The sequence below is a fragment of the Streptomyces sp. B15 genome (assembly GCF_018070605.1).
Lineage (GTDB): Bacteria > Actinomycetota > Actinomycetes > Streptomycetales > Streptomycetaceae > Streptomyces > Streptomyces smyrnaeus.
In genome coordinates this window covers 32,440-51,791 of the sequence record NZ_JAGPXJ010000052.1, presented here as the reverse complement: position 1 = coordinate 51,791, position 19,352 = coordinate 32,440, and the positions used below count along the sequence as shown (strand labels likewise).

14 protein-coding genes are annotated in these 19,352 nt (G+C 71.8%); 10 read left to right on the top strand and 4 right to left on the bottom strand.

Annotated elements, in window-relative coordinates; genetic code table 11:
• Window positions 1-39: 39 nt before the first annotated feature.
• Window positions 40-435 (bottom strand): molybdopterin-binding protein, encoded by a 396-nt coding sequence (locus KBY19_RS22505; protein WP_210966559.1) that lies wholly within the window; start codon window positions 433-435, stop codon window positions 40-42.
• A 208-nt stretch (window positions 436-643) separates the two neighbouring features.
• Here KBY19_RS22505 and KBY19_RS22500 point away from each other — a divergent pair, with 208 nt between their 5' ends.
• Complete coding sequence (locus KBY19_RS22500) at window positions 644-1,453, top strand: SAM-dependent methyltransferase (protein ID WP_099879703.1); 810 nt, start codon at window positions 644-646, stop codon at window positions 1,451-1,453.
• Between the two features lie 21 nt (window positions 1,454-1,474).
• On the opposite strand, the gene KBY19_RS22495 is transcribed toward KBY19_RS22500, so the two are convergent.
• Complete coding sequence (locus tag KBY19_RS22495; RefSeq protein WP_099879701.1) at window positions 1,475-2,149, bottom strand: response regulator transcription factor; 675 nt, start codon at window positions 2,147-2,149, stop codon at window positions 1,475-1,477.
• Entirely contained in the window at window positions 2,119-3,294 is a 1,176-nt protein-coding gene (locus tag KBY19_RS22490) for a sensor histidine kinase (RefSeq protein ID WP_099879699.1), read from the bottom strand. Before KBY19_RS22490 ends, KBY19_RS22495 begins: the two co-directional genes overlap by 31 nt.
• Before the next feature lie 110 nt (window positions 3,295-3,404).
• Here KBY19_RS22490 and KBY19_RS22485 point away from each other — a divergent pair, with 110 nt between their 5' ends.
• The 4 genes from KBY19_RS22485 (at window position 3,405) to KBY19_RS22470 (ending at window position 9,950) form a co-directional block, all read left to right on the top strand.
• Window positions 3,405-4,289 carry an ABC transporter ATP-binding protein gene (locus tag KBY19_RS22485; protein WP_210966558.1) on the top strand — a complete coding sequence of 295 codons (885 nt, stop codon included), beginning with the start codon at window positions 3,405-3,407 and terminating at the stop codon, window positions 4,287-4,289.
• Window positions 4,286-6,703, top strand: a complete 2,418-nt coding sequence (locus tag KBY19_RS22480; RefSeq protein WP_210966557.1) for an FtsX-like permease family protein — start codon at window positions 4,286-4,288, stop codon at window positions 6,701-6,703. Before KBY19_RS22485 ends, KBY19_RS22480 begins: the two co-directional genes overlap by 4 nt.
• Window positions 6,704-7,267: 564 nt before the next feature.
• Window positions 7,268-8,242 carry a pentapeptide repeat-containing protein gene (locus tag KBY19_RS22475; protein WP_099886411.1) on the top strand — a complete coding sequence of 325 codons (975 nt, stop codon included), beginning with the start codon at window positions 7,268-7,270 and terminating at the stop codon, window positions 8,240-8,242.
• 244 nt (window positions 8,243-8,486) lie between these two features.
• Window positions 8,487-9,950, top strand: coding sequence for a tetratricopeptide repeat protein (locus KBY19_RS22470; protein WP_099879693.1), 1,464 nt, complete (start codon window positions 8,487-8,489; stop codon window positions 9,948-9,950).
• Here KBY19_RS22470 and KBY19_RS22465 read toward each other — a convergent pair.
• Window positions 9,923-10,726 (bottom strand): AraC family transcriptional regulator, encoded by an 804-nt coding sequence (locus KBY19_RS22465; RefSeq protein ID WP_210966556.1) that lies wholly within the window; start codon window positions 10,724-10,726, stop codon window positions 9,923-9,925. The two genes, KBY19_RS22470 and KBY19_RS22465, sit on opposite strands and share 28 nt — an antisense overlap.
• Before the next feature lie 49 nt (window positions 10,727-10,775).
• Here KBY19_RS22465 and KBY19_RS22460 point away from each other — a divergent pair, with 49 nt between their 5' ends.
• From KBY19_RS22460 to KBY19_RS22440, 5 genes are all read left to right on the top strand, one after another.
• On the top strand, window positions 10,776-11,243 hold the full coding sequence (locus KBY19_RS22460) for a DUF2000 domain-containing protein (protein WP_247691288.1): 468 nt from the start codon (window positions 10,776-10,778) through the stop codon (window positions 11,241-11,243).
• Between the two features lie 395 nt (window positions 11,244-11,638).
• Entirely contained in the window at window positions 11,639-12,565 is a 927-nt protein-coding gene (locus tag KBY19_RS22455; protein ID WP_210966555.1) for a thiopeptide-type bacteriocin biosynthesis protein, read from the top strand.
• Window positions 12,566-12,662: 97 nt separating this feature from the next.
• The gene (locus KBY19_RS37565; RefSeq protein WP_210966554.1) at window positions 12,663-15,542 is read left to right on the top strand and encodes a lantibiotic dehydratase; all 2,880 of its coding nucleotides are present in this window, start codon (window positions 12,663-12,665) and stop codon (window positions 15,540-15,542) included.
• A 36-nt stretch (window positions 15,543-15,578) separates the two neighbouring features.
• Window positions 15,579-17,126, top strand: coding sequence for a lanthionine synthetase LanC family protein (locus tag KBY19_RS22445; RefSeq protein WP_247691287.1), 1,548 nt, complete (start codon window positions 15,579-15,581; stop codon window positions 17,124-17,126).
• Between the two features lie 141 nt (window positions 17,127-17,267).
• Complete coding sequence (locus KBY19_RS22440) at window positions 17,268-19,139, top strand: glycoside hydrolase family 15 protein (protein ID WP_210966553.1); 1,872 nt, start codon at window positions 17,268-17,270, stop codon at window positions 19,137-19,139.
• Window positions 19,140-19,352: the final 213 nt, after the last annotated feature.

Here is a 19,352-nt window from a genome sequence, read left to right as displayed (position 1 = left end):
ACGGAACGCAGCCCGCACAGCGGACTCGACCCCGAGGCCTCAGGGCCGGTCGATGTGGACGTTCGTCGACTTCACCCGGGCGGCGGCCTGCATCCCGACCTCCAGCCCCAGCTCCTCGACGGCTTCCCGGGTCAACAGGGAGACCAGCCGGTGCGGGCCCGCCTGGATCTCGACCTGAGCCGCCACATCGCCGAGCTTGACGGCGGTGACGATGCCGGGAAACGCGTTGCGCGCCGAGGTGTAGGGGGTCTCCTCGTCCTCGCCGGTGTGCTGGCCGAGCTGGACGGAGAAGGCGGCCAGGTCGCGTCCCTCGATCAGCCGTCGCCCGCTCTCGTCACGGTGGGTGGCGACTCGGCCGGCGTCAGCCCACCGCCGAGCCGTGTCCGGGCTGACGCCGAGCAGCCGTGCGGCCTGCCCGATGGTGTATGACTGCATGTGCGTCAACGTATGGGGTCTGGGCTCGCATCTGCAATCTTTGGCTCTCCTTTCTATAGCATCTGCCAGGTTCGCCTGGAGGAAGCACCAATCCCTCTTCTGCGCCGAGCGGGGCTCGACGCGGCGCTGCACTATTGGAGTGCCGGGGGCCCGGCCTAGACTCGGCCCACAACGCCTGGGCGCAGCGTCGAGTGGAGAGGGCACCAACGTGAGCGAGCGCAGCGACCCTCCAGGGGAGACGCCCCCGGTCGCCCACGTCGCGCACAACGCCAGGGTGTGGAACTACTGGCTGGGCGGCAAGGACTACTACGACGTGGACCAGCAGGTCGGCGACCACGTCACCAGCATGTTTCCCGTCATCCGCGAGGTTGCCCGCGCGGACCGCGCCTTCCTCGGCCACTCCGTACGGTTTCTGGCGGGTGAGGCAGGCATCCGGCAGTACCTAGACATCGGCACCGGGCTGCCCACCGTCGAGAACACCCACCAGGTGGCCCAGGCTGTGGCCCCCACCTCACGGATCGTCTACGTCGACAACGATCCCACCGTGCTCGCCCATGCCCGTGCCCTGCTCGCAGGCACCCCGGAGGGGGAAACGGACTACATCGACGCCGATGCCCACCAGCCGCAAGCCATCCTCGACGCCGCTGCGGACACCCTCGACTTCGCCGAACCGGTCGCCGTCATACTGCTGGGCATTCTCAACTTCATCGACAGCACGGACGAGGCTGAAGGCATCGTGAAGACCCTGATGGCGGCCATGCCTTCGGGCAGCTATCTGGTGCTCACGCACCCCACTCTGGAGTTGGGCGGTGCCGGCAACGTCGAGGCGATGCGCTTTTGGAACGAGAACGCCACACCCCCCATCACCGCCCGCACCGGTGCCGAGATCGCCCGGTTCTTCCAGGGGCTGGAGGTGCTGGAGCCCGGCATCGTCTCGTGTGCGCAATGGCGGCCCGGATATGTGGCAGCGGACGAGAAAGCCGTCGCTCAGTTCGGCGCCGTGGCCCGCAAGCCCTGACCCCTTTGCTCTCTTATATGCTCATGCGTCCTCCCCTCGCAGGTACGTCAGCACGGCGACTACGCGGCGGTTGACCTCCGGATTGTCGGCCGGCAGGTCGAGCTTGAGCAGAATCCCCGCGATGTGTTTAGCGACGGCCGCTTCCGTCACCACCAGACGCCGAGCGATAGCCGTGTTGGAGTGCCCCTCCGCCATCAGCGCCAGCACCTCGCGCTCCCGTGGAGTGAGCCGTTCCAAAGGACCACGACGGCGAGCGAGGAGTTGGCTCACCACATCCGGGTCGACAACCGTGACGCCCCGGGCGACACGGGCCACCGCGTCCATGAACTCGCCGACATCGCCCACCCGTTCCTTGAGCAGATATCCCATTCCGGCCCGCTGACCCCCCTGATCCATCAGCTCCTCGGCGAAGGTCTGCTCGACGTATTGGCTCAGCACCAGCACGGCGAGCCCCGGCTGCTCCATCTGCAGAGTGCGCACCGCACGCAAGCCCTCATCGGTGAAGTCCGGCGGCATTCGCACATCCGCCACCACCAGCTCCGGCCGATGCTCCCGTACCGCCGCGAGCAGAGCGTCGCCGTCGCCCACCGCCGCCAACACCTCATGGCCGAAGCGCTGGAGCAACTGGACCATCCCCTCACGCAGCAACACCGCATCCTCAGCTATTACGAGGCGGAGAGGACGCTCGGTCTGCATGGGATCTCCGCTCTCACCCGGGTGGGCCCACCCATCGGACTGGACAGGAACATTCTGCCGTCGGCTGCCGCGACCCGGTCGGCCAAGCCTGTAAGGCCCGAGCCCGCCTCCGTATCCGCACCGCCCACTCCGTCGTCCATCACTTCCACATCCAGCACCCCCTTCTTGACCCGTACTCTCACCCGGCAGTGCGCCGCCCCACTGTGCTTCGCCACGTTGGCCAACGCCTCGGACGTCACGAAGAACGCGGTGGTCTCCGCAGTTGCCGGCAGCCGGCCCGGCAGCTCGATGTCCACATCGACAGGTATGGGCGAGCGACCCGCTATGTCCCGCACCGCCGCGTGCAGTCCCCGCTCGCTGAGCACCTGCGGATGCACATTGCGGATCAGCTCCCGCAACTCGGCCAGAGCCTCCTTGGCCAGCGCATGCGCTTCACCGATCTCTTTGGCCGCGACACTCCCCGCAGGCACGTCCAACGCGGCCAGCCCCAACCGAACGTTGAGCGCCACCAGCCGCTGCTGGGCCCCGTCGTGCAGATCGCGTTCGATGCGGCGCCGCTCGGTCTCGAAGGCGTCCACCAGCCGGGCCCGGGAGCGGACGACTTCCCGCAGTTCGCTCTCCTCGGGAGCCAGCACCGAACGCGTGACCGCGCCACGGACTCCCGCCCATGCGCCTATTGGGTAGGTCGCGACGATCAACAGCATCGCACCGGCTATCGGACCTGCGACCTTCTCCCAACTCGTCGCGGTCGGCTGGAACGGAGAGAGCAGCAGCACGCCGGGTATGCCGAGCGAAACCAGCGCTACCGCCAGGTCGGCCCACGCCACGGCCAACACGGAGACGGCACCGTACCCATAGGTTCTCCGGTCCCTGGGCGGGAGCGGGGCCTCGGGCTCCACCAAGCCGAGACGCCACCGTTCCAGCGGTCCGGCAAGCGCGGCACCGAACGCTATGGCCAGCACCGAGCAGAGCACTCCCGCCGTTCTTCCGAACGGCGCGGCCAGGACGGCCGCGACGGTCAGATACACCGCGGCCGCCAGTCCGCCGCCGGACAGCAGATAGGCCAGCGAGCGCCATGGCCAGGCGGTGAGTGGAAACCGTAGCGGCGCACGGCCGAGAGCTTCCAGAACGGTTCGTGAGATCACCGAACGACCGTAGCCGGGCGGCGCGGGCCAGGGCAGTAGTGCCAGGTGTAGTCCTGATACTCGCCCAGGCACTGCTGTGTTCGGGGCATCCCGCGGCGTTCCCTTGAGCCATGACCACAGAACAGACCACGCCGCAGGCCAACGAGCCGGCGGCCGAGCATCTTGCCGAACGCCCCGGCCCGCCGACACCCGCAGAGCCGACACCCGTGGAACTGCGCGGGGTGGAGAAGCGGTACGGAGAAGGGGAACGAGCCGTCACCGCGCTGCGGGGCGTCTCCCTCCGATTCGGGCGCGGCACGATGACCGCCGTCATGGGCCCGTCCGGCTCCGGCAAGTCCACGTTGTTGCACTGCGCAGCAGGTATGGAGCGGCCGACCAGGGGAAGCGTGCTGGTCGACGGCGTGGCGCTGGGAGACTTGAGCGAGGACGCTTTGACGGTGCTGCGCCGCGAGCGCATCGGTTTCGTCTTCCAGTCCTTCAACCTCGTCTCGGCGCTGACGGCCGCCCAGAACGTCGAGTTGCCGCTGCGGCTCGCCGGGCGGCGCGCCCGGCCGGGAGAAGTGGTGGCGGCTCTGGAGCGGTTCGGACTCGGCGAGCGCGCCGGACACCGGCCCAGCGAGCTGTCCGGAGGCCAACAGCAGCGAGTGGCTCTGGCCCGCGCCGTCATCACCCGCCCAGCGGTGCTTTTCGCCGACGAACCGACAGGCGCGCTCGACACCCATACCTCACACGGGGTCCTTCGGCTGCTACGCGAGCTGGTGGACACGCATGAGCAGACGATCGTCATGGTCACCCACGATCCCGCAGCCGCCGCCTACGCGCACCGGGTAGTGCTTCTCGCCGACGGCTTGCCCGTCAGCGAACTTCCCGGCAGTGACGGTGCGGAGGCGATCGCGGCCCGGATGGCCGCGTTGGAGAAGTCGACGGTCGGGACCGCTGGGCCGTATCCGGTTTCCGGGCCGGCGGTCGAAGGGCGAGGGGCGGTGCGGCCGTGATCAGCTTGGCGACCGTACGGGAGCGCTGGTCGGCGTTCCTGGGATCGTTCGTGGCCGTGGCGCTCGGCGTCACGGTCGTGACGATGAGCGCCTTGATGTTGCTGTCCGGGGGCACCGGGGTGCCCGAACGGCTGGCCGGTGCCCCCGTGTTGGTGCGGGCGCCGACAGGGGAGCAGACGGGAGGCCAGTTCGCTGAGCCGCGCCCCTGGGAGCCGGGCCACGCTGCGCAACTGCGAAGGCAGTTGGCCGACCTCCCCGGGGTGCGGGCCGCCGTCGCCGATCGTTCCTTCTACGCCCAACTGCCGGGTATCGAGCAGAAGAAGGGGGAGCGGCAGGGCCATGGCTGGTCCTCGGCCGCCCTGGCCTCCTACGGCCTCCACGACGGGCGACCTCCCACGCAACGCGACGACATCGCTCTCGCCCGGTCCTACGGACACCAGCCCGGAGAACAGGTGACGGTCCTCACTGCTGACGGCCCTCACCGCTTCACCGTGTCCGGCACGCTGGACGGGCCCGGCTACTACGTCACCGACGCTCGTGCGGAGGCCCTCGCCGGAGGGGTCCGGGTCATCGGGCTCGCCCTGGAGAGCGGTACGCCGGTCGCGCAGATCGCAGCTGCCGCCGAGCGAGTGGTGATCCGGGCGGACGGAGGAGGCGAAGTCCTCACCGGAGAGAGCCGCGACGCCCTGGCACCCCAGCAGGACGAGATGACCCGGTGGATCGGTGGACAAGTACTCACCGCCATGGCCGCACTCTCGGCCTTCGTGACCGTTTTCATCGTCTCCTCGACGTTCGCGTTCACCGTGGCGCAGCGACGCCGCGAGTTCGGATTGCTGCGTACCATCGGAGCCACGCCGAAGCAGGTGCGCCGCACAGTTTGTGCCGAGGCGATGACCGTAGGAGTGCTCGGAGCCGCCCTGGGGGCGATCGCGGGGTCGGCTCTCGCCCCCTCGGTGGCCGAGGTCCTGGTGGACGCCGGATTGCAACCGGAGGGCTTCACGGTGCGGTCCCGCTGGTGGGTGCCGTGCGCAGCGGTGGCGCTGGGGGCCGCTGTCGCGCTGGCGGGAGCATGGTCGGCCTCCCGGCGCGCGGCGAAAGTGGCGCCGATGGAGTCGATGCGGGAGGCGGCTGTCGACGAGCAACCCATGACCCGCAGGCGTTGGATGGTCGGGCTGGTGGTGACCGCCCTCGGACTGGGCTGCGCAGTGGGAACAGCATTGGCCGACAGCGACACCATGGTGCTGCTCGGTTTGGGCACGGCAACAGGTCTGACCGCGGGGCTCACCCTGCTCATACCGGCGCTGGTGCGGCCCGTCATCGGAGCGCTCACCCGCCCGCTGGCCCGTCGGCCGGGAGCGACAGCTCTGCTTGTGCGGGAGAACATGCGAACAGCGGTGCGTCGCACCTCGGCCACTGTCGCTCCGGTGCTGGCCACCGTGACGTTCGCCGTGCTCATCACCAGCACGGTGCAGACGACGGAGACCGCGGACACCGACCGGCAAGCGGCTGCCGTGCAGGCGCGCACCGCACTGGCGCCCACAGGCACCCCCGGCCTCAGCGATGCCGCGACGGAGGAAACCGGCCTGACGCGGAACGCGATGCTGTCCACCACCGTGTATGGCGGACGCGGGCAGTCTGCGCTGATGGCGGTGGGGGTCGGTGAGGGCTTCCCTCAGCTCTATGGTCACCCCGCGCCAAGGGCCGGAAGCGTCGTGGTGGCCGAGTCCGTCGCGGCGGCTCACGGATGGCGGTCGGGGCGCAGTGCGGTGGTCACCTTCGAGGACGGCCGCAAGGAGCGGCTGCGGGTGGTGGCGGTGCTGGGCGACGAGGAAGTGCCGTATCAGCTGGTACTTCCACGTGCGGTGGTGCGCGAACACGACCCGTCGGCTCTCGCGGATGTCGCTTACCGCACTGGTGAGGACGCGTTGCCGCAGCTCGGCAGTGTGCTGAGGGCGCACGAGGTCTCGGTGGGGAGCTACGCCTCGTCGGCCGAAGCCGAAGAGGACCGCCTGGTGTGGATCTTCACACTGATGCTGGTGGCCATGACGGCGGGATACACCGCCATAGCCGTCGCCTCTACTTTGCTGACGGCCACCGCTGACCGAGCGAGGGATCTGCGGATCCTACGGCTCTCGGGGGCCACCTGCGGACAGGCGCTGCGGGCGGTCGCGGGGGAAACCGTCTGTGCTGTCGCGTTGGGGGCCGTGCTGGGGATGGCTGTGGTCATACCCGCGCTGATGGGGATGGTCCATGGGCTACGCGAGAGCCTGGGCGTTCCGGTGGAGGCGGTGATCGCCTGGCCCTGGGTGACAGGTGCCGTGGGCGGCTGCCTGGTACTGGGCCTGGTGGCGAGCGTCGTCCCCGCGTACGGGCTGCTGAGAGGGCCGGCCGGTAGACCGGACGCGCGCGCCTGACAGCTCTTGGAGCCGCCGCCCGTCCCGCCAGCTCTCTCCCCCCCGGGGGCGCGCCCCTGAAGCCTTCCCTCTCGGAGGGCTCCCGGGCCTCGCCGGGATGGGGCTCCAATGGCGGGACTCTGCGGGTGGCCGGCGGCTTCCTGGGGCGGGTGCCTTGCGAGGTGAGGGACCAACAGAAGAGAGGTGAGGGGTGATGGGTCAACGGGGAAGGGCGGGTGACGTCGCCGCGGACCGGGGGTCGGGGGCAGAGCGCGGCGGGTGGACCGGTCTGGAGGACGGGCGAGACCGACCGGCGGCCGCCGCGCACCGGCTGCCCGCCTGCTGCCTGCCGCCCGGCGCGTGCCTGCTGCCTGGGGCAGTCGCCCGGGGCCTGCCTGCCACCCGACGCCTGCCCGCGCCCGGCCGCTACCCGGCTCGCCCGGCGCCTGGCCCGCCACCCGGTGCTCGCCCGGCGCCCGGGCCGGCGCGCGGGGCACGGCGGGTGGCGGCGGTACGGGTACAGGTCCGGCATCGTCGCAGGACAGTGGGTGGTTCTGGGCAGGTTAGGTTGGATGGGTGAGTGAGATGAGAGGGCGGGGGAGTGTGGAACGGTTGCGGGCCGACTGCGCGAACTGCGCGGGGCTGTGCTGTGTGGCGCTGCCGTTCACGGCGTCGGCCGACTTCGCCGTCGACAAGCCTGCCGGGAAGCGATGCGGAAACCTGACCACCGACAACCGGTGCTCGATTCATGCGCGGCTGCGGGAGAGCGGCTTCACCGGCTGCGCGGTCTTCGACTGCTTCGGCGCCGGGCAGCGGGTGACCGGCCGGGACGGGCTGACGCCGGGACCGGAGATGTTCGCCGTCTTCCGGGTGACGAGGCAGCTGCACGAGTTGCTGTGGCTGCTGACGGAGGCCGAAGCCGTCGGGCACGGCGAGGAGGCCCCCTCGCTGATCGCGGAGATCGATGCGCTCGTCGAAGCGGACGCGGAGGTGCTGCGCGATGTGGATGTGGACGCGTGGCGGGCGCGGGTGGGGGTGGTGTTGGAGCAGGTCAGTCAGCAGGTGCGGGACGGTCTGGGTGGACGGGATCTGCGGCGGGCCGACCTGATGGGAGCTCGGCTGCGGGGCGAGCGGCTGCGCGGGGCCACCCTGCGGGGGGCGCTGCTGATCGCTGCGGACCTGCGCGGGGCCGATCTGCGGCGGGCCGATCTCCTCGGCGCCGACCTGCGTGACGCAGATCTGCGGGGCGCCGATCTGTCGGACTCGCTCTTTGTGACCCAGGCGCAAGTGAATGCCGCGCGCGGTGACGCCGCCACCGCTGTCCCCGACACGCTGACCCGCCCCGCTCACTGGCTGCCCGGCCCTCCACCCGGGCAGCATGAGGCCTCGCAGCAGGCGCGGGGTATGCCGCGTGGGAAGGCCACCCCGGTCGGCGGTGGCACTGGCGTCGGCGGGAGGAGCGGCAATGGGCAGCGCACCGGGCGTGGAGGACGCGGCAAGCGGAACGGAGGGACGGGTCCCCGTAACGGCACCGGTCGGTCCGGTCGCCGCACCGAGTGAGACCGCGTCGTCGGGGGGTGGGAGCGCACCGGGCGGGGCGGCTGCGAAAGAGCACGAGCACGCAAAGGAGGAGCGCGACGGTGGGACGGTAGATGCTCCGGCGGAGAGCACCGGGAGCGGGCGCGCTGTGGGTATCGGCGGTGCTCCACGGAGGGGCGGTGCCGCCCCCGGTGAAAGTGCTCCGGGTGAGACGGGCCGGAGCAGGCCGGGTGGCCGTCGGCGGAGGGATCGGCACGGGCTGAAGATGAGTGGGCTCGGCGGTGGAGAGGGGGGTGAGGAGGCTGCGGCGTGGTACGAGAGTGCGGTCGATTCGCTGCTCTTCTTCCGGGGCGATGTCGCCGAGTCGGTGGGGGCGATGCGCCGGGTGGCGCCGGGGGCGCCGTTGGGGCAGGCGTTCGCCGCGTATCTGGGGCTGCTGGGTACGGAGCGGACCCAGGCGGTCGCGGCGGGCGAGGAGTTCGCACGCTTCCGTGCCGAGGCGGACCACACTGCCTTCACCGAGCGCGAGCGCGCCCATCTGCGTGCGGCGTCCGTCTGGCTCGGCGGGGACATCGAGCGGGCCGGTGCGATGCTGCGCGAGATCAACGTCGGCTGGCCGCGAGACACGTTGGCGCTGGTGGTCGGGCACCAGATCGACTTCTTCACGGGGAACGCCGACTCGCTGCGCGATCGGATCGCCGGGGCGTTGACGGCCTGGGACGAGGAGGATCCGCACTACGGGCCGCTGCTGGGCATGTTCGGTTTCGGCCTGGAGGAGTCGGGCGAATACTCCAGGGCCGGGCAGGTGGCGATGTCCGCCGTGGAGCGGCAGCCCCGCGACGTGTGGGGCATCCACGCCGTTGTGCACGCCTTCGAGATGCAGGGCCGCTTCGCGGACGGTATCCGCTATCTCGACGCGCGACGGAGGGACTGGGGCGCCAACAACATGATGGCGGTGCACAACTGGTGGCACTACGCCCTCTATGCGCTGGAGTCGGGCGATACGGACCGGGTGCTGGAGATCTACGACGCCACGCTGGACCCCGCGTCCTCCTCGGGGCTGGCGCTCGAACTGCTGGACGCGGCAGCGCTGCTGTGGCGGTTCTATGTGGACGCCGAAACGGCAGAGGACGCTCAGCAGTTGGTCGGCGACCGCTGGGGCGCGCTCGCCGATGCCTGGGCGGCGCGTGACGACGGTCCGCACTACGCCTTCAACGACACCCACGCCGTCATGGCCTACCTCGGTGCCGGGCGGGTGCGGGAGGCGGAGGAACTGGTGGCCGACCGTACGGAGTGGGCGGCGCGTCCACATCCCGGCGTCACCAATCACACGATGACGGCCGAGGTCGGGCTGCCGGTGTGCCGGGCACTGATCGCCTTCGCCCGGGGACGCTACACGGAGGCCGTCGACCTGCTGCTGCCGCTGCGCGGGCGGTTGCAGACGTTCGGTGGCAGCCATGCGCAGCGGGACGCGGTGCAGCGCACATTGGTCGAGGCGGCGCTGCGCGGACAACGGTGGGAGCTGGCCCGCACCTTGCTGAGTGAGCGTCTCAACCTGCGTCCCACCAGCCCCTACAACTGGCTCGGGCAGGCCCGTCTCGCCGACCAGCTGGGGCAGGCGGCCCTCGCCGCCACCGCCCGTGAGAGGGCAGCCGCCCTGGCGGCCCCCGGCAAGAGCGCGCTCGCCGGCGCCGGCGTCGCTCAGCCCAGGGGGCCGGTACGGGCGTAGCTGCCCGGGGCGATGCCCAGTACGCGCTTGAAGTGCCGGGTGAGGTGGGACTGGTCGTAGAAGCCGGCCGCGGTTGCCACCTCGCCCGGTGGCTGCCCGTCGAGCAGCAGACGGCGGGCCAGGTCGACGCGTCGGGACGTCACGTACTGGTGGGGCGGGATGCCGAACGCGGCGCTGAAGGCACGGACGAGGTGCGCGGGGTGGGCGTGGAGCAGCCGCGCGGCCTCTTCCAGGGTGGTGCCTTCGCGGAAGCGCTCGTCGAGGAGGTCGCGCAGATTGTGGGCGACACCGCGGTCCGGCCCGGCACTGTCGATGATCGCTCGGGGGCGCAAGTGCTCGCGCAGGCGCTGGCTGATGAGGGCAAGACGACTCTCGGCCTCCAGTTCGTCTCCCCGGTCGGCGAGGGAGGTGTGCAGCTGTCCGACGCGTCTGCGCAGCAGAGGATCCGTGAGGTCCGGGCCGTCGACCGCCGGCCCGATGAGGCCGGCGTCCAGCTGCGTCATATCGAGGTAGAGCACACGCTTGCGAAAGCCGCGAGCGGTGACCGGAGAGCCGTTGTGCGGGATCTGTGGCGGCAGCAGACTGACGGTGTCGTTCGGGGTGCCGCGCTCATGGCGGTCCAGGTCGTAGCGGACCGCGCCGTCGTCGACGATCAGCAGGGTCCAGGCGTCGTGGACGTGCATGGGGTACGTGTGCTCGGTGTAGTGGGCATGGAAGACCTCCCTGACGCCCGGGACCGACGGGCGCCAGGCAGAGATCTCCTGCTGGTACGCCATGCAAAGAACGTACAAGACGGCGCAGGCTCGCAACCTGCAATCTCAGAGCATGAGAAAGATGGATGAAGCCGGGGTCGCGACCGGTGCGGCGGTGCGGAACTTTCCCGTTCGTTTCGACACGAAGATCGCTGTACTGCTGCGCGACGATCTGGAGCCCTGGCAGCGGCTGAATGTGACCGCCTTCGTCGTCAGCGGGCTCGGTACGGTGTCGCCCGAGGTGATCGGCGAGCCGTACGAGGACGCCGACGGCACCGCGTATCTGCCGATGTTCCGCCAGCCCGTGCTGGTTTTCCAGGGGACGAAGGAGACGCTGACCACGGCGCACCGTCGTGCGCTGTCCCGCTCGCTGCCGAGGGCCGTGTTCACCTCGGACCTGTTCAGCACGGGCAACGACCGGGACAACCGGGCGGCCGTACGGGCGGTGGGCACCGACCAGCTCGACCTGGTGGGGATGGCGGTCCATGGGCCGCGCAACGCGGTGGACAAGGTTCTCAAAGGTGCGCGGATGCACCCCTGAGCTGCCGGTGCTCAGCAGCTTGCCCGTGCCCCCCTTCGCCCATGCCCTCTTCGCCCATGCCCCCACCTTCGCCCATGCCCCCCTCACCCGTGCTTCCCCTTCGCCCGTGGGGCCTCGCCCGTGTGCCCTTCGCTCGTGCCCCCTTCGGGTGAGGTGCAGCGTCGGTGCCGGGCACGCGAGGTTCGCCGGGCAGGCCCGAGTGCACCGGCGCACAACTGCCGGTCATATGAAGAATATGGCTCGGTTGTTGGTTGATCGGGAGGGCGGGCAAGTCCCCTTCATGACGTGATTGCGGGCAGCGTAATCACCGGCGAAGGGGGCGAGAATTGCCCGATGCTTGGTATTTGCTGCGTCCGCCGTATGCCCGGTCCGCCGTAGCGGAACGGCTCCGTGAGATGCGGTTGCGTGGCCGGGCGGCGCTGTCGGTGGGCTTTGCCGCCGGGCTGGCCGCCGCCCGGGATGCGGGCGCCGAGGCGCCTTGGGCGCAGGTCAATCTGGCTGTGGAACCGGAAGAGCGGGTGCGTACGGAGTTCTGCGCGGAACTGGGTGTCGTCGCACGGGAATTCCTCGGCGCCGAACGGGCGCGCAATTTCTTCTTCATGCACAAGGACCCCGGAATCCGGGTGCGTTTTCAGGCCCCCGAGCCGGACGGTGACGGCGCCACGCAGTTGCGTGCCTCGCTGCTGCGCCGGTTCGCCCGGTGCGAGGGGGCGCGGACGCGGCCGGTGTGCGTGGTCTACGAGCCCGAGCACTATCTCTTCGGCGGCCCGGCGTCGATGGCGTACGTGCACGACCTCTTCACCCTCGATTCCTTCGCCTGGCTGGACCACCATGTCCGGCATCCCGGCCGTGCGGGCCAGTTGGCGGCCTGGCGGCACTCGCTCCTGCTCCTGCGGGAGCTCTTCACCGGGCTGGGCATCGTCGGCTGGGAGCACCGCGGGGTGTGGCACACCCTGAGCCGGGAGGCCGGACGCGGACTGGGGGCTGCGGGGGGTACCGATCGTGCTGCTCGCGAGCAGGCCGCAGCCGGCATCGCCGCGTTCTGGCGGGCACCCCGCGAGGAGGCGCTGCTCGCCTTTCCCGAGGAGCGCCGCCCGGCGCTGGTGCGGCACGCCCAGGCGATCCGCCAGGCCGCCGTCCGCTGGCGGAAGGGGTACTTCGAGGGTGGTGAGGCGACGGTCGGACCGCGCACGGCTGCGGCGTACTTCACCGTCTTCCACTGGAATCGGGGGCGACTGTCCCTGCCCCGCCAGAAGCTGCTGACCCATGCGCTGGTGACCGAGGGGGGTGTCCCGCGTGAGGCCACGCCGTCCGGGCCCTGACACCGCCACCCCGTGCGGGGGCGGCCCGCCGCCGCCCCGCGCACCGTCGGAAGGTCTCGGCTCCCCCGCCCTTCTCGGCTCTCCGGGCCCCTGCGGCGTGGGGATACCGCTCGGGTCGGCGGCCCTGCTGCGGCTCGCAGGGGTGCCGGTCGACGCCTGGTGCGGAGCGGGGAGTCCTGAAGTGTTCGGCCGGGCCGACGAACTGGCCGAGCGGCAGGCGCGGACTGCTTCGCGGGCCCGAGCGTTGAGCGTGCGGCTCGGGAACGAGATCGTGCCCGACGACCGGCTGACGACGGCCGGCCGACGTGCGGTGCTGGCGCTGCGTCGCCGCCTGCACGCGGGTGACCTCCTGGACGTGGCTCCCGCAACCGCCGCAACCGCCGCAACCGGAGCAACAGGAGTAACCGGAGCAACCATTCCGGAAACCGCGGAAACTGCCCCGGAATCAGCATCGGACGCCCCGAAAGCCCGGGAAACCGCATCGGAAGCCCCGCAGGCCCCGGACACCCCGCAGGCCCGGGACACCCCGCAGGCCCCGGACGCCCCGGAGACCGCCGCCGGGGCCGTCGCTGTGCTCGATCCGCACCTCGCACGGGAGCTGCGGGAGCTCGGCGACGACGCCGGGGTGCTCCGGGCCTCGTTCGGCGCGTTCGAACGCGCGGTCGCCGCCGAGCGGGAGCGGGTGAGCCTGGCGCTGCTGGAGCTGGCGCGTACCGATCCCGCGCTGCGCGGTCTCGTCGAGGACGCCGCGCCACGTGCCGTGGCGGACCTGGAGCGGCGTGCTGCGGCGGGCGTGTCCTGGCAGGACAAGCGGCAGCGCAAGGGCGTCGGCTATCTGTGGCGCGCGCTGGGGCGGACCGTGGCGAAGACCACTCCGCGCGGCTGGGCCGGTCAACTGGCGGCTCTTCCCGTGTGCGCCGTGGCCGACGACGGGCCACTGCTGCCGCAGCCACGACCGGTCGGGGGTGATGTCGCCGCGCGGCGGACGGAGAATGTGCATCTGTTGTGGTCCCGGCTGCGCGAGCTGGATCTGTCCGCCGTCGGCCCGCAGACGCTGCTGGCGCCCGCTCCGCTGTACCACGCCACGGGCGTACCCGGTACGGGCGGACTGCACTTCTGCGTCGTCGATCCACGGCCGGAAGGCGGCGGGCGGCTGCGGCGCCTCACGCTGCGCCGCACTCCGGTGCTGGAAGCCGTCCTGGAACTCCTCGGTTCGACGCCCCGCACCGTGGGTGCGCTGGAGGCGGGCCTGGGGCCGCCGTCGTCCCGTCCGGTGCTGCGCGCTTTCCTCTCGCATCTGCACTGTCTGGGGGTTCTGCAGATCTGCGCCGTGCCCGAGGTCCGCCGCCTCTCCTGGACACCGCCACCGGCTACGGGCGAGCACCTGCCACTCGGCAGCCCCGGCGAGGGCACTGGCGCTGCGGCGCGTGGCGCGCGGGGCTCGTTCCTCGATTCCTACCGCACGCTCGGGCCGTCGGCGGCGCCCGGCGCCCGGGGGAAGGCGACGCGCCCGCTGGTCGGCGGCCAGGGGGTGGCCGCCGTGGCCGAGGGGCTGGCGTTGGCGCGGCGGGTCGCGGCCCTGTGCGCGGCGGACGGGGGTCAGGAAGGCAGCGGGTGGGAGGAACTGGCGGAGGCGGCCTCGCTCGGTGCCGAACCCGTCTCCGTCGTACGGCTGCTGGACGCGCACCATCACGAGTACGACGCGGCAGCGGCGAAACCTGTGCCGCGGGCCCGCTACGAGGGGTGGCGGCCGGTGCGTACGCCCGGTTCCGGGTACGCCCGGCTGGTGGCGCACATCGGTGCGCGGCTGGACGCGGAGTGCGTCGACCTGGACGCCACACTGCTGGACGGGCTGGGAACGCCCCGGGTGTCGCCGCTGCTGGAGGCCTGGCCCGTCGATTGCCTGCTGCGGCCGACGGCTCCCGCTCCTGCCGTGTGCGGAGCGTCGGCGGTGCTGGAGTCCGCGTCGCCGGCCGGGGTGCTGGACGCGCGTTTCGCCGAAGCGCTGGGCGAACTGCACGAGCCGTACGGCGGATATCCGAACCCCGTCGCGCACCGGGACTTCCTCGCCGCGTTCGAGCGTCGTACCGGGGTGCGGTTCGTGGAGCTTCTGGTGCCACCGCTGGCCGAGGCGGCGGCCAACGCCGTACGCCGTCCGATCACCACGAGCTGGTGCACAGGCGATCCCAACACGCCGCTCTACTACGGGCGCTCGCGGGAGAGCGTTCCTGGTGCCGCCGACCGGCACAGCAGGCCCACGCCGCTCCCGCCTGTCCGGCATCTGCCTCTCGACAGCGTCACCCTGCGCGTCACGGACACCGCCGAAGGCCGCGCCCTCGTGGCGGAGGCCGACGGCGTGCGAATTCTCCCCGTGCACCATGCCACCCGCCTCCCCGCGCCGCCGTACGACAGGCTGCTGCGGTTGCTGACCGCCACTGGACATCCGGCCACCGTGCGGATGGTGCGGCTGGACGGGCTCGCCGGGGCTTTCCCCGAAGCGGCGCGGGTGCCGCGGCTGACGGTCGGTGGACTGCTCGTCGTGAGCCCCGCGCAGTGGCGGGTGCCGCGCGCGGCGCTGTGGCGGCCGGCGGATCCCGAACCCGTGAAGGTGGCGGCGCTCGCCGGGCTGCGGCGGTCGACCGGGCTGCCCCGGTTCGGATATGCCCGTACGCGTCCGGGCGCCAAGCCGCTGCCTGTGGATCTCGCCGCGTTGCCGGCGCTCCAAGCGCTGGAGCGGTTGTGTCAGGCCGAGCCCGGCACGGATCTGTTGTTCGAGGAGGCGCTGCCCGCGCCGAACACCGCGGAACGGCGGGGCGTGGCAGCCCAGTTGCTGCTCCGGCTGCCGCACGACCGTACAGCCGAAGAACTCGCCGAACGTGCTGCCGCCGTCTGGCGCGGGGCAGCGATCAGCCTCCCCGGCGTACCGCTTGCCTCCGGTGGCGGCACGGAGCCGGGGCGGACGCCACACCCCCGATAAGAGGAAGACAAGAGAGCAAGAAAGGGAGGGCGGACCATGTACCAGCCGGCTCTCACCGAGAACGGAACCCGGACGGTGGCTCTGCGCCTCGCCCTGACCGCGCTCGACCGGTGGACCGACCGTGCCAGACGGGCCGCGGTGCAGCGCCCGCCCGACGTGTCCCCCGAAACCTTCTCCGACCCCTCCCCGGGTACGCCCTCCGACGACCCGCACGGGTCCCCGCCCGAGTACCCCGGTGACCCCGGGATTCCGGTGCTGGCGCGGCTGGTGGCGGCGGCCGGGGACGCCGAGGCGGCGACGGTCGCCGGCCGCGCCGCCGCTGTGTGGGCCCGCAGGGCGGGGCGCGGCCCCGGTCACCGTGGGCTGTACGACGGCGGGCTCGCCGGGACGCTGGTGGGGCTGCGGCAGTGCGCCGTACTGCATCCCGCGCTGCATCCGGTCGCCGACCGGCTGCGGGACCGGCTGTTGGACCGTTCCGTCAGCGGCCGGGTGCGGTACGGGGCCGTCACCTTCCCCGACTACGACCTGATGCTCGGCCCCTCCGGTGTGCTGCTCGCGCTGACCGCGGACCTGCCGGGTGCGGGTGGCGCACGCGGCGCGGTGGCCGACACCCGCAGCACGGCGGACGGAATCGACGACACCAGGCGCGCCCCGAAGGGTTTCGGGAAGGGGCTGGCCCAGGGCTGTACGACGAAGGGAGGCGCATCGGGCGGCGACGGCGGCCCGTACGGACCCGGCCAGGACGGACCCGGCCCGTACGGACCCGGGCCCGGTGGACAGCGACCGGATGGAGGCGGACCGGGTGTCGCGAGTGGGCGCGGCAGCGGAGGCGGTCCCGTCGAGGCCGGGCTGTCCGCGTACGCCGAGCATCTCGCCGCCCTCTGCGACGACCTGCAACTGGCCGGGCTGCGCACCCGCTACCCCGGTCGCCCGCTGCTGGGCTGGGTGGACGGGCGCATCAACACCGGTATGGGGCACGGCGTCGCGGGAGTCACCGCCGCACTCGGCGCGGCCGTACGGCGGCTGGGTCCGCGCCCCGAACTGACCGCCGCGCTCAGTCACACCTGCCACTGGCTGGCCGGTGAGTCCTTCGACGACGCGCGGGACATCCGCACCTGGAACGGCTGCGGATCCGACGGTGCTCCTCGGCTGCCCGGCGCCAACGCGCGCCAAGGCTGGTGCTACGGCACCCCCGGCGTCTCCTGGGCGATGTGGGAGGCGGCGGACGTGCTGGGGGACGGGGTGGCCGCTGCCTGGGCGGCGTCGGCCTTCACCTCGCTGGCCGAGGGCTTCCATGAGGGCTACCACCTCTTCGGTGACCACATCGGCGATCGGCTCGGCCTGTGCCATGGGGCCGGGGGCGTACTGCTGGTCGCCGACGCGCTGCACCGGCACGGCCGGCTGCCCGCCGCCACCGGGCTACGGGCCCGGCTGCTGGCTCACCTGGCCTCGCACGAGGAGGAGTTGGCCACGCTCGCCGATGAGCGGTACGGACTGCTGTCGGGGGGAACCGGCGCGCTTGCCGCCATGCTGACCGCGACGGGGGGCAGTCGGACCTGGCTCCCCTGTCTGGGCCTGCGCTGAGGCTGTCGGCTCTCCGGCTGATCGCCCCCGCAATCCCGCCCCCCGCCGGCCCGCACCAGCGGGCTTCTAGCGAGGCTCCATGGGCGGCACTTGTGCTGGTCGAAGCCGTGGTGGGCCCTACGGCGGTTTCGGGGAGGCCGGGTGGCGACGCTGATCGAGGACTACGCGCTGATCGGGGACATGCAGACGGCCGCGTTGGTCGCCAGGGACGGCTCTGTGGACTGGCTGTGTCTGCCGCGCTTCGACTCGCCGGCCGTCTTCGCGGGTCTCCTGGGCACCGACGACCACGGGTTCTGGCGACTGGCTCCGGCTGCCCGCGGTCCGGGGCGGACGGCGACGGCGCGGCGCCGGTACCGGGGGGACTCGCTCGTTCTGGAGTCCGAGTGGGACACGCCCGAGGGCACCGTACGGGTCATCGACTTCATGCCGCCGCGCAGGCACGCAGCGCCGTGTCTGGTGCGGATCGTGGAGGGTGTGACCGGGCGGGTGCGGATGAGTTCGGCGCTGCGGATGCGGTTCAGCTACGGCCGGGTGGTGCCATGGGTGCGGCGGGAGGGCGGGCGGTGCGCGGGTGGGCTCGCCGACCGCACCGTCGCCGTCGCGGGGCCCGACTCGCTGTGGCTGGACACCGAGGCCGAGACGTACGGCAGCGACCTGACCACGCACGCCGACTTCACCGTCACCGCGGGCCGGCGGGTGACGCTCGCCCTCAGCTGGCAGCCCTCGCACCTGGCCGCGCCGCCGCGGCCCGACGCGCACCGACTGCTGTGCGACACCGAGCGGTTCTGGGCCGACTGGATCGCTCAGTGCAGCTACACCGGGCGCTGGCGGGAGGCCGTCGTCCGTTCCCTGATCACCCTCAAGGCCCTCACCTACGCGCCTACGGGCGGCATCGTCGCCGCGCCCACCACATCGCTGCCCGAGGAGCTCGGCGGGGTACGCAACTGGGACTACCGCTACACCTGGCTGCGGGACGCCGCGATCACACTGGGCGCGCTGCTGCGCACCGGGTACCGGGAGGAGGCCCGGCGCTGGCGCGAGTGGCTGCTGCGGGCGGTGGCCGGAGACGCGCAGAATCTCCAGATCATGTACGGGGTCGCCGGTGAGCGGGAGCTGGCCGAGTCGGAACTGGGCTGGCTGCCCGGGTACGAGGGTTCGCGGCCGGTGCGGATCGGCAACGGGGCCGCCGATCAGCTGCAGCTGGACGTGTACGGGGAAGTCGTGGACGCGCTGTGGCTCGGCCAGACCTCCGGGCTGACGCCCGACGTCCGCGACGACAGCACCCACATCCTCCAGATGAAGCTGATGAACCATCTGGAGTCCAACTGGCAGGAGCCGGACGAGGGCATCTGGGAGGTCCGGGGGCCGCGCCGGCACTTCACCCACTCCAAGGTGATGACGTGGGTGGCCGCCGACCGTACGGTGCGGCGGCTGTCGCGGCCGGGCCTGGACGGCCCGGTCTCCCGGTGGCGCGCCCTGCGGGACGAGGTGCACCGAGAGGTGTGTGCCAAGGGGTACGACGCGGATCGCAACACCTTCACACAGTCCTACGGTTCCCGGGAACTGGACGCGTCACTGTTGCTGATACCGCAGGTGGGTTTTCTGCCGCCGGACGACCCGCGCGTCATCGGCACGGTGGAGGCGGTGCAGCGGGAGCTGTGCGAGGACGGGTTCGTACGGCGCTATCCCGTCGCCGACGAGGTGGGCGGCCTCTCCGGCGGGGACGGCCTCTTCGGCGGCACTCGGCTCCCCACCGGGGACGGGCTGCCGGGTGGGGAGGGTGTCTTCCTCGCCTGCTCCTTCTGGCTGGCGCACGATCTCGCCCTCATCGGGCGCCCCGCGGAGGGCCGTCGGCTGTTCGAGCGTCTGCTGGCCCTCCGCAACGACGTGGGTCTCCTCGCCGAGGAGTGGGACACGGAGCGGCAGCGGCTGGTCGGCAACTTCCCCCAGGCCTTCAGCCATGTCCCGCTGATCGACGCGGCCCTGCGTCTCGGCGGGCAGCCGGTGCTCTAGAGCGGTCCGCGAGTGGGGCCGCTCACGCTGGGGGCCCAGTCGGCTACCCCGGGAGGGCACTGTGTGGCGCAAGGCGTTGGCGGTGGTGTGGAGGGCGCTTTCCACCTACGGACTGCTCTGGGTGGTGCCGCACTTCAATGTGACGGAGGACGATCCGGGGCGGTCCACGGTGAATAAAGGGGAGCTCGAGAGCTTCGAGTCAAGCTCTGGCCA

Excerpts from the sequence above, each read along its gene's own strand:
- KBY19_RS22445 (WP_247691287.1), top strand. The coding sequence starts at position 15,579 with ATGTACCAGCCGGCTCTCACCGAGAACGGAACCCGGACGGTGGCTCTG.
- KBY19_RS22470 (WP_099879693.1), top strand. The coding sequence starts at position 8,487 with ATGAGTGGGCTCGGCGGTGGAGAGGGGGGTGAGGAGGCTGCGGCGTGG.
- KBY19_RS22465 (WP_210966556.1), bottom strand. The coding sequence starts at position 10,726 with ATGGCGTACCAGCAGGAGATCTCTGCCTGGCGCCCGTCGGTCCCGGGC.
- KBY19_RS22460 (WP_247691288.1), top strand. The coding sequence starts at position 10,776 with ATGAGAAAGATGGATGAAGCCGGGGTCGCGACCGGTGCGGCGGTGCGG.
- KBY19_RS22455 (WP_210966555.1), top strand. The coding sequence starts at position 11,639 with ATGCGGTTGCGTGGCCGGGCGGCGCTGTCGGTGGGCTTTGCCGCCGGG.
- KBY19_RS22495 (WP_099879701.1), bottom strand. The coding sequence starts at position 2,149 with ATGCAGACCGAGCGTCCTCTCCGCCTCGTAATAGCTGAGGATGCGGTG.
- KBY19_RS22485 (WP_210966558.1), top strand. The coding sequence starts at position 3,405 with ATGACCACAGAACAGACCACGCCGCAGGCCAACGAGCCGGCGGCCGAG.
- KBY19_RS22475 (WP_099886411.1), top strand. The coding sequence starts at position 7,268 with ATGAGAGGGCGGGGGAGTGTGGAACGGTTGCGGGCCGACTGCGCGAAC.
- KBY19_RS22505 (WP_210966559.1), bottom strand. The coding sequence starts at position 435 with ATGCAGTCATACACCATCGGGCAGGCCGCACGGCTGCTCGGCGTCAGC.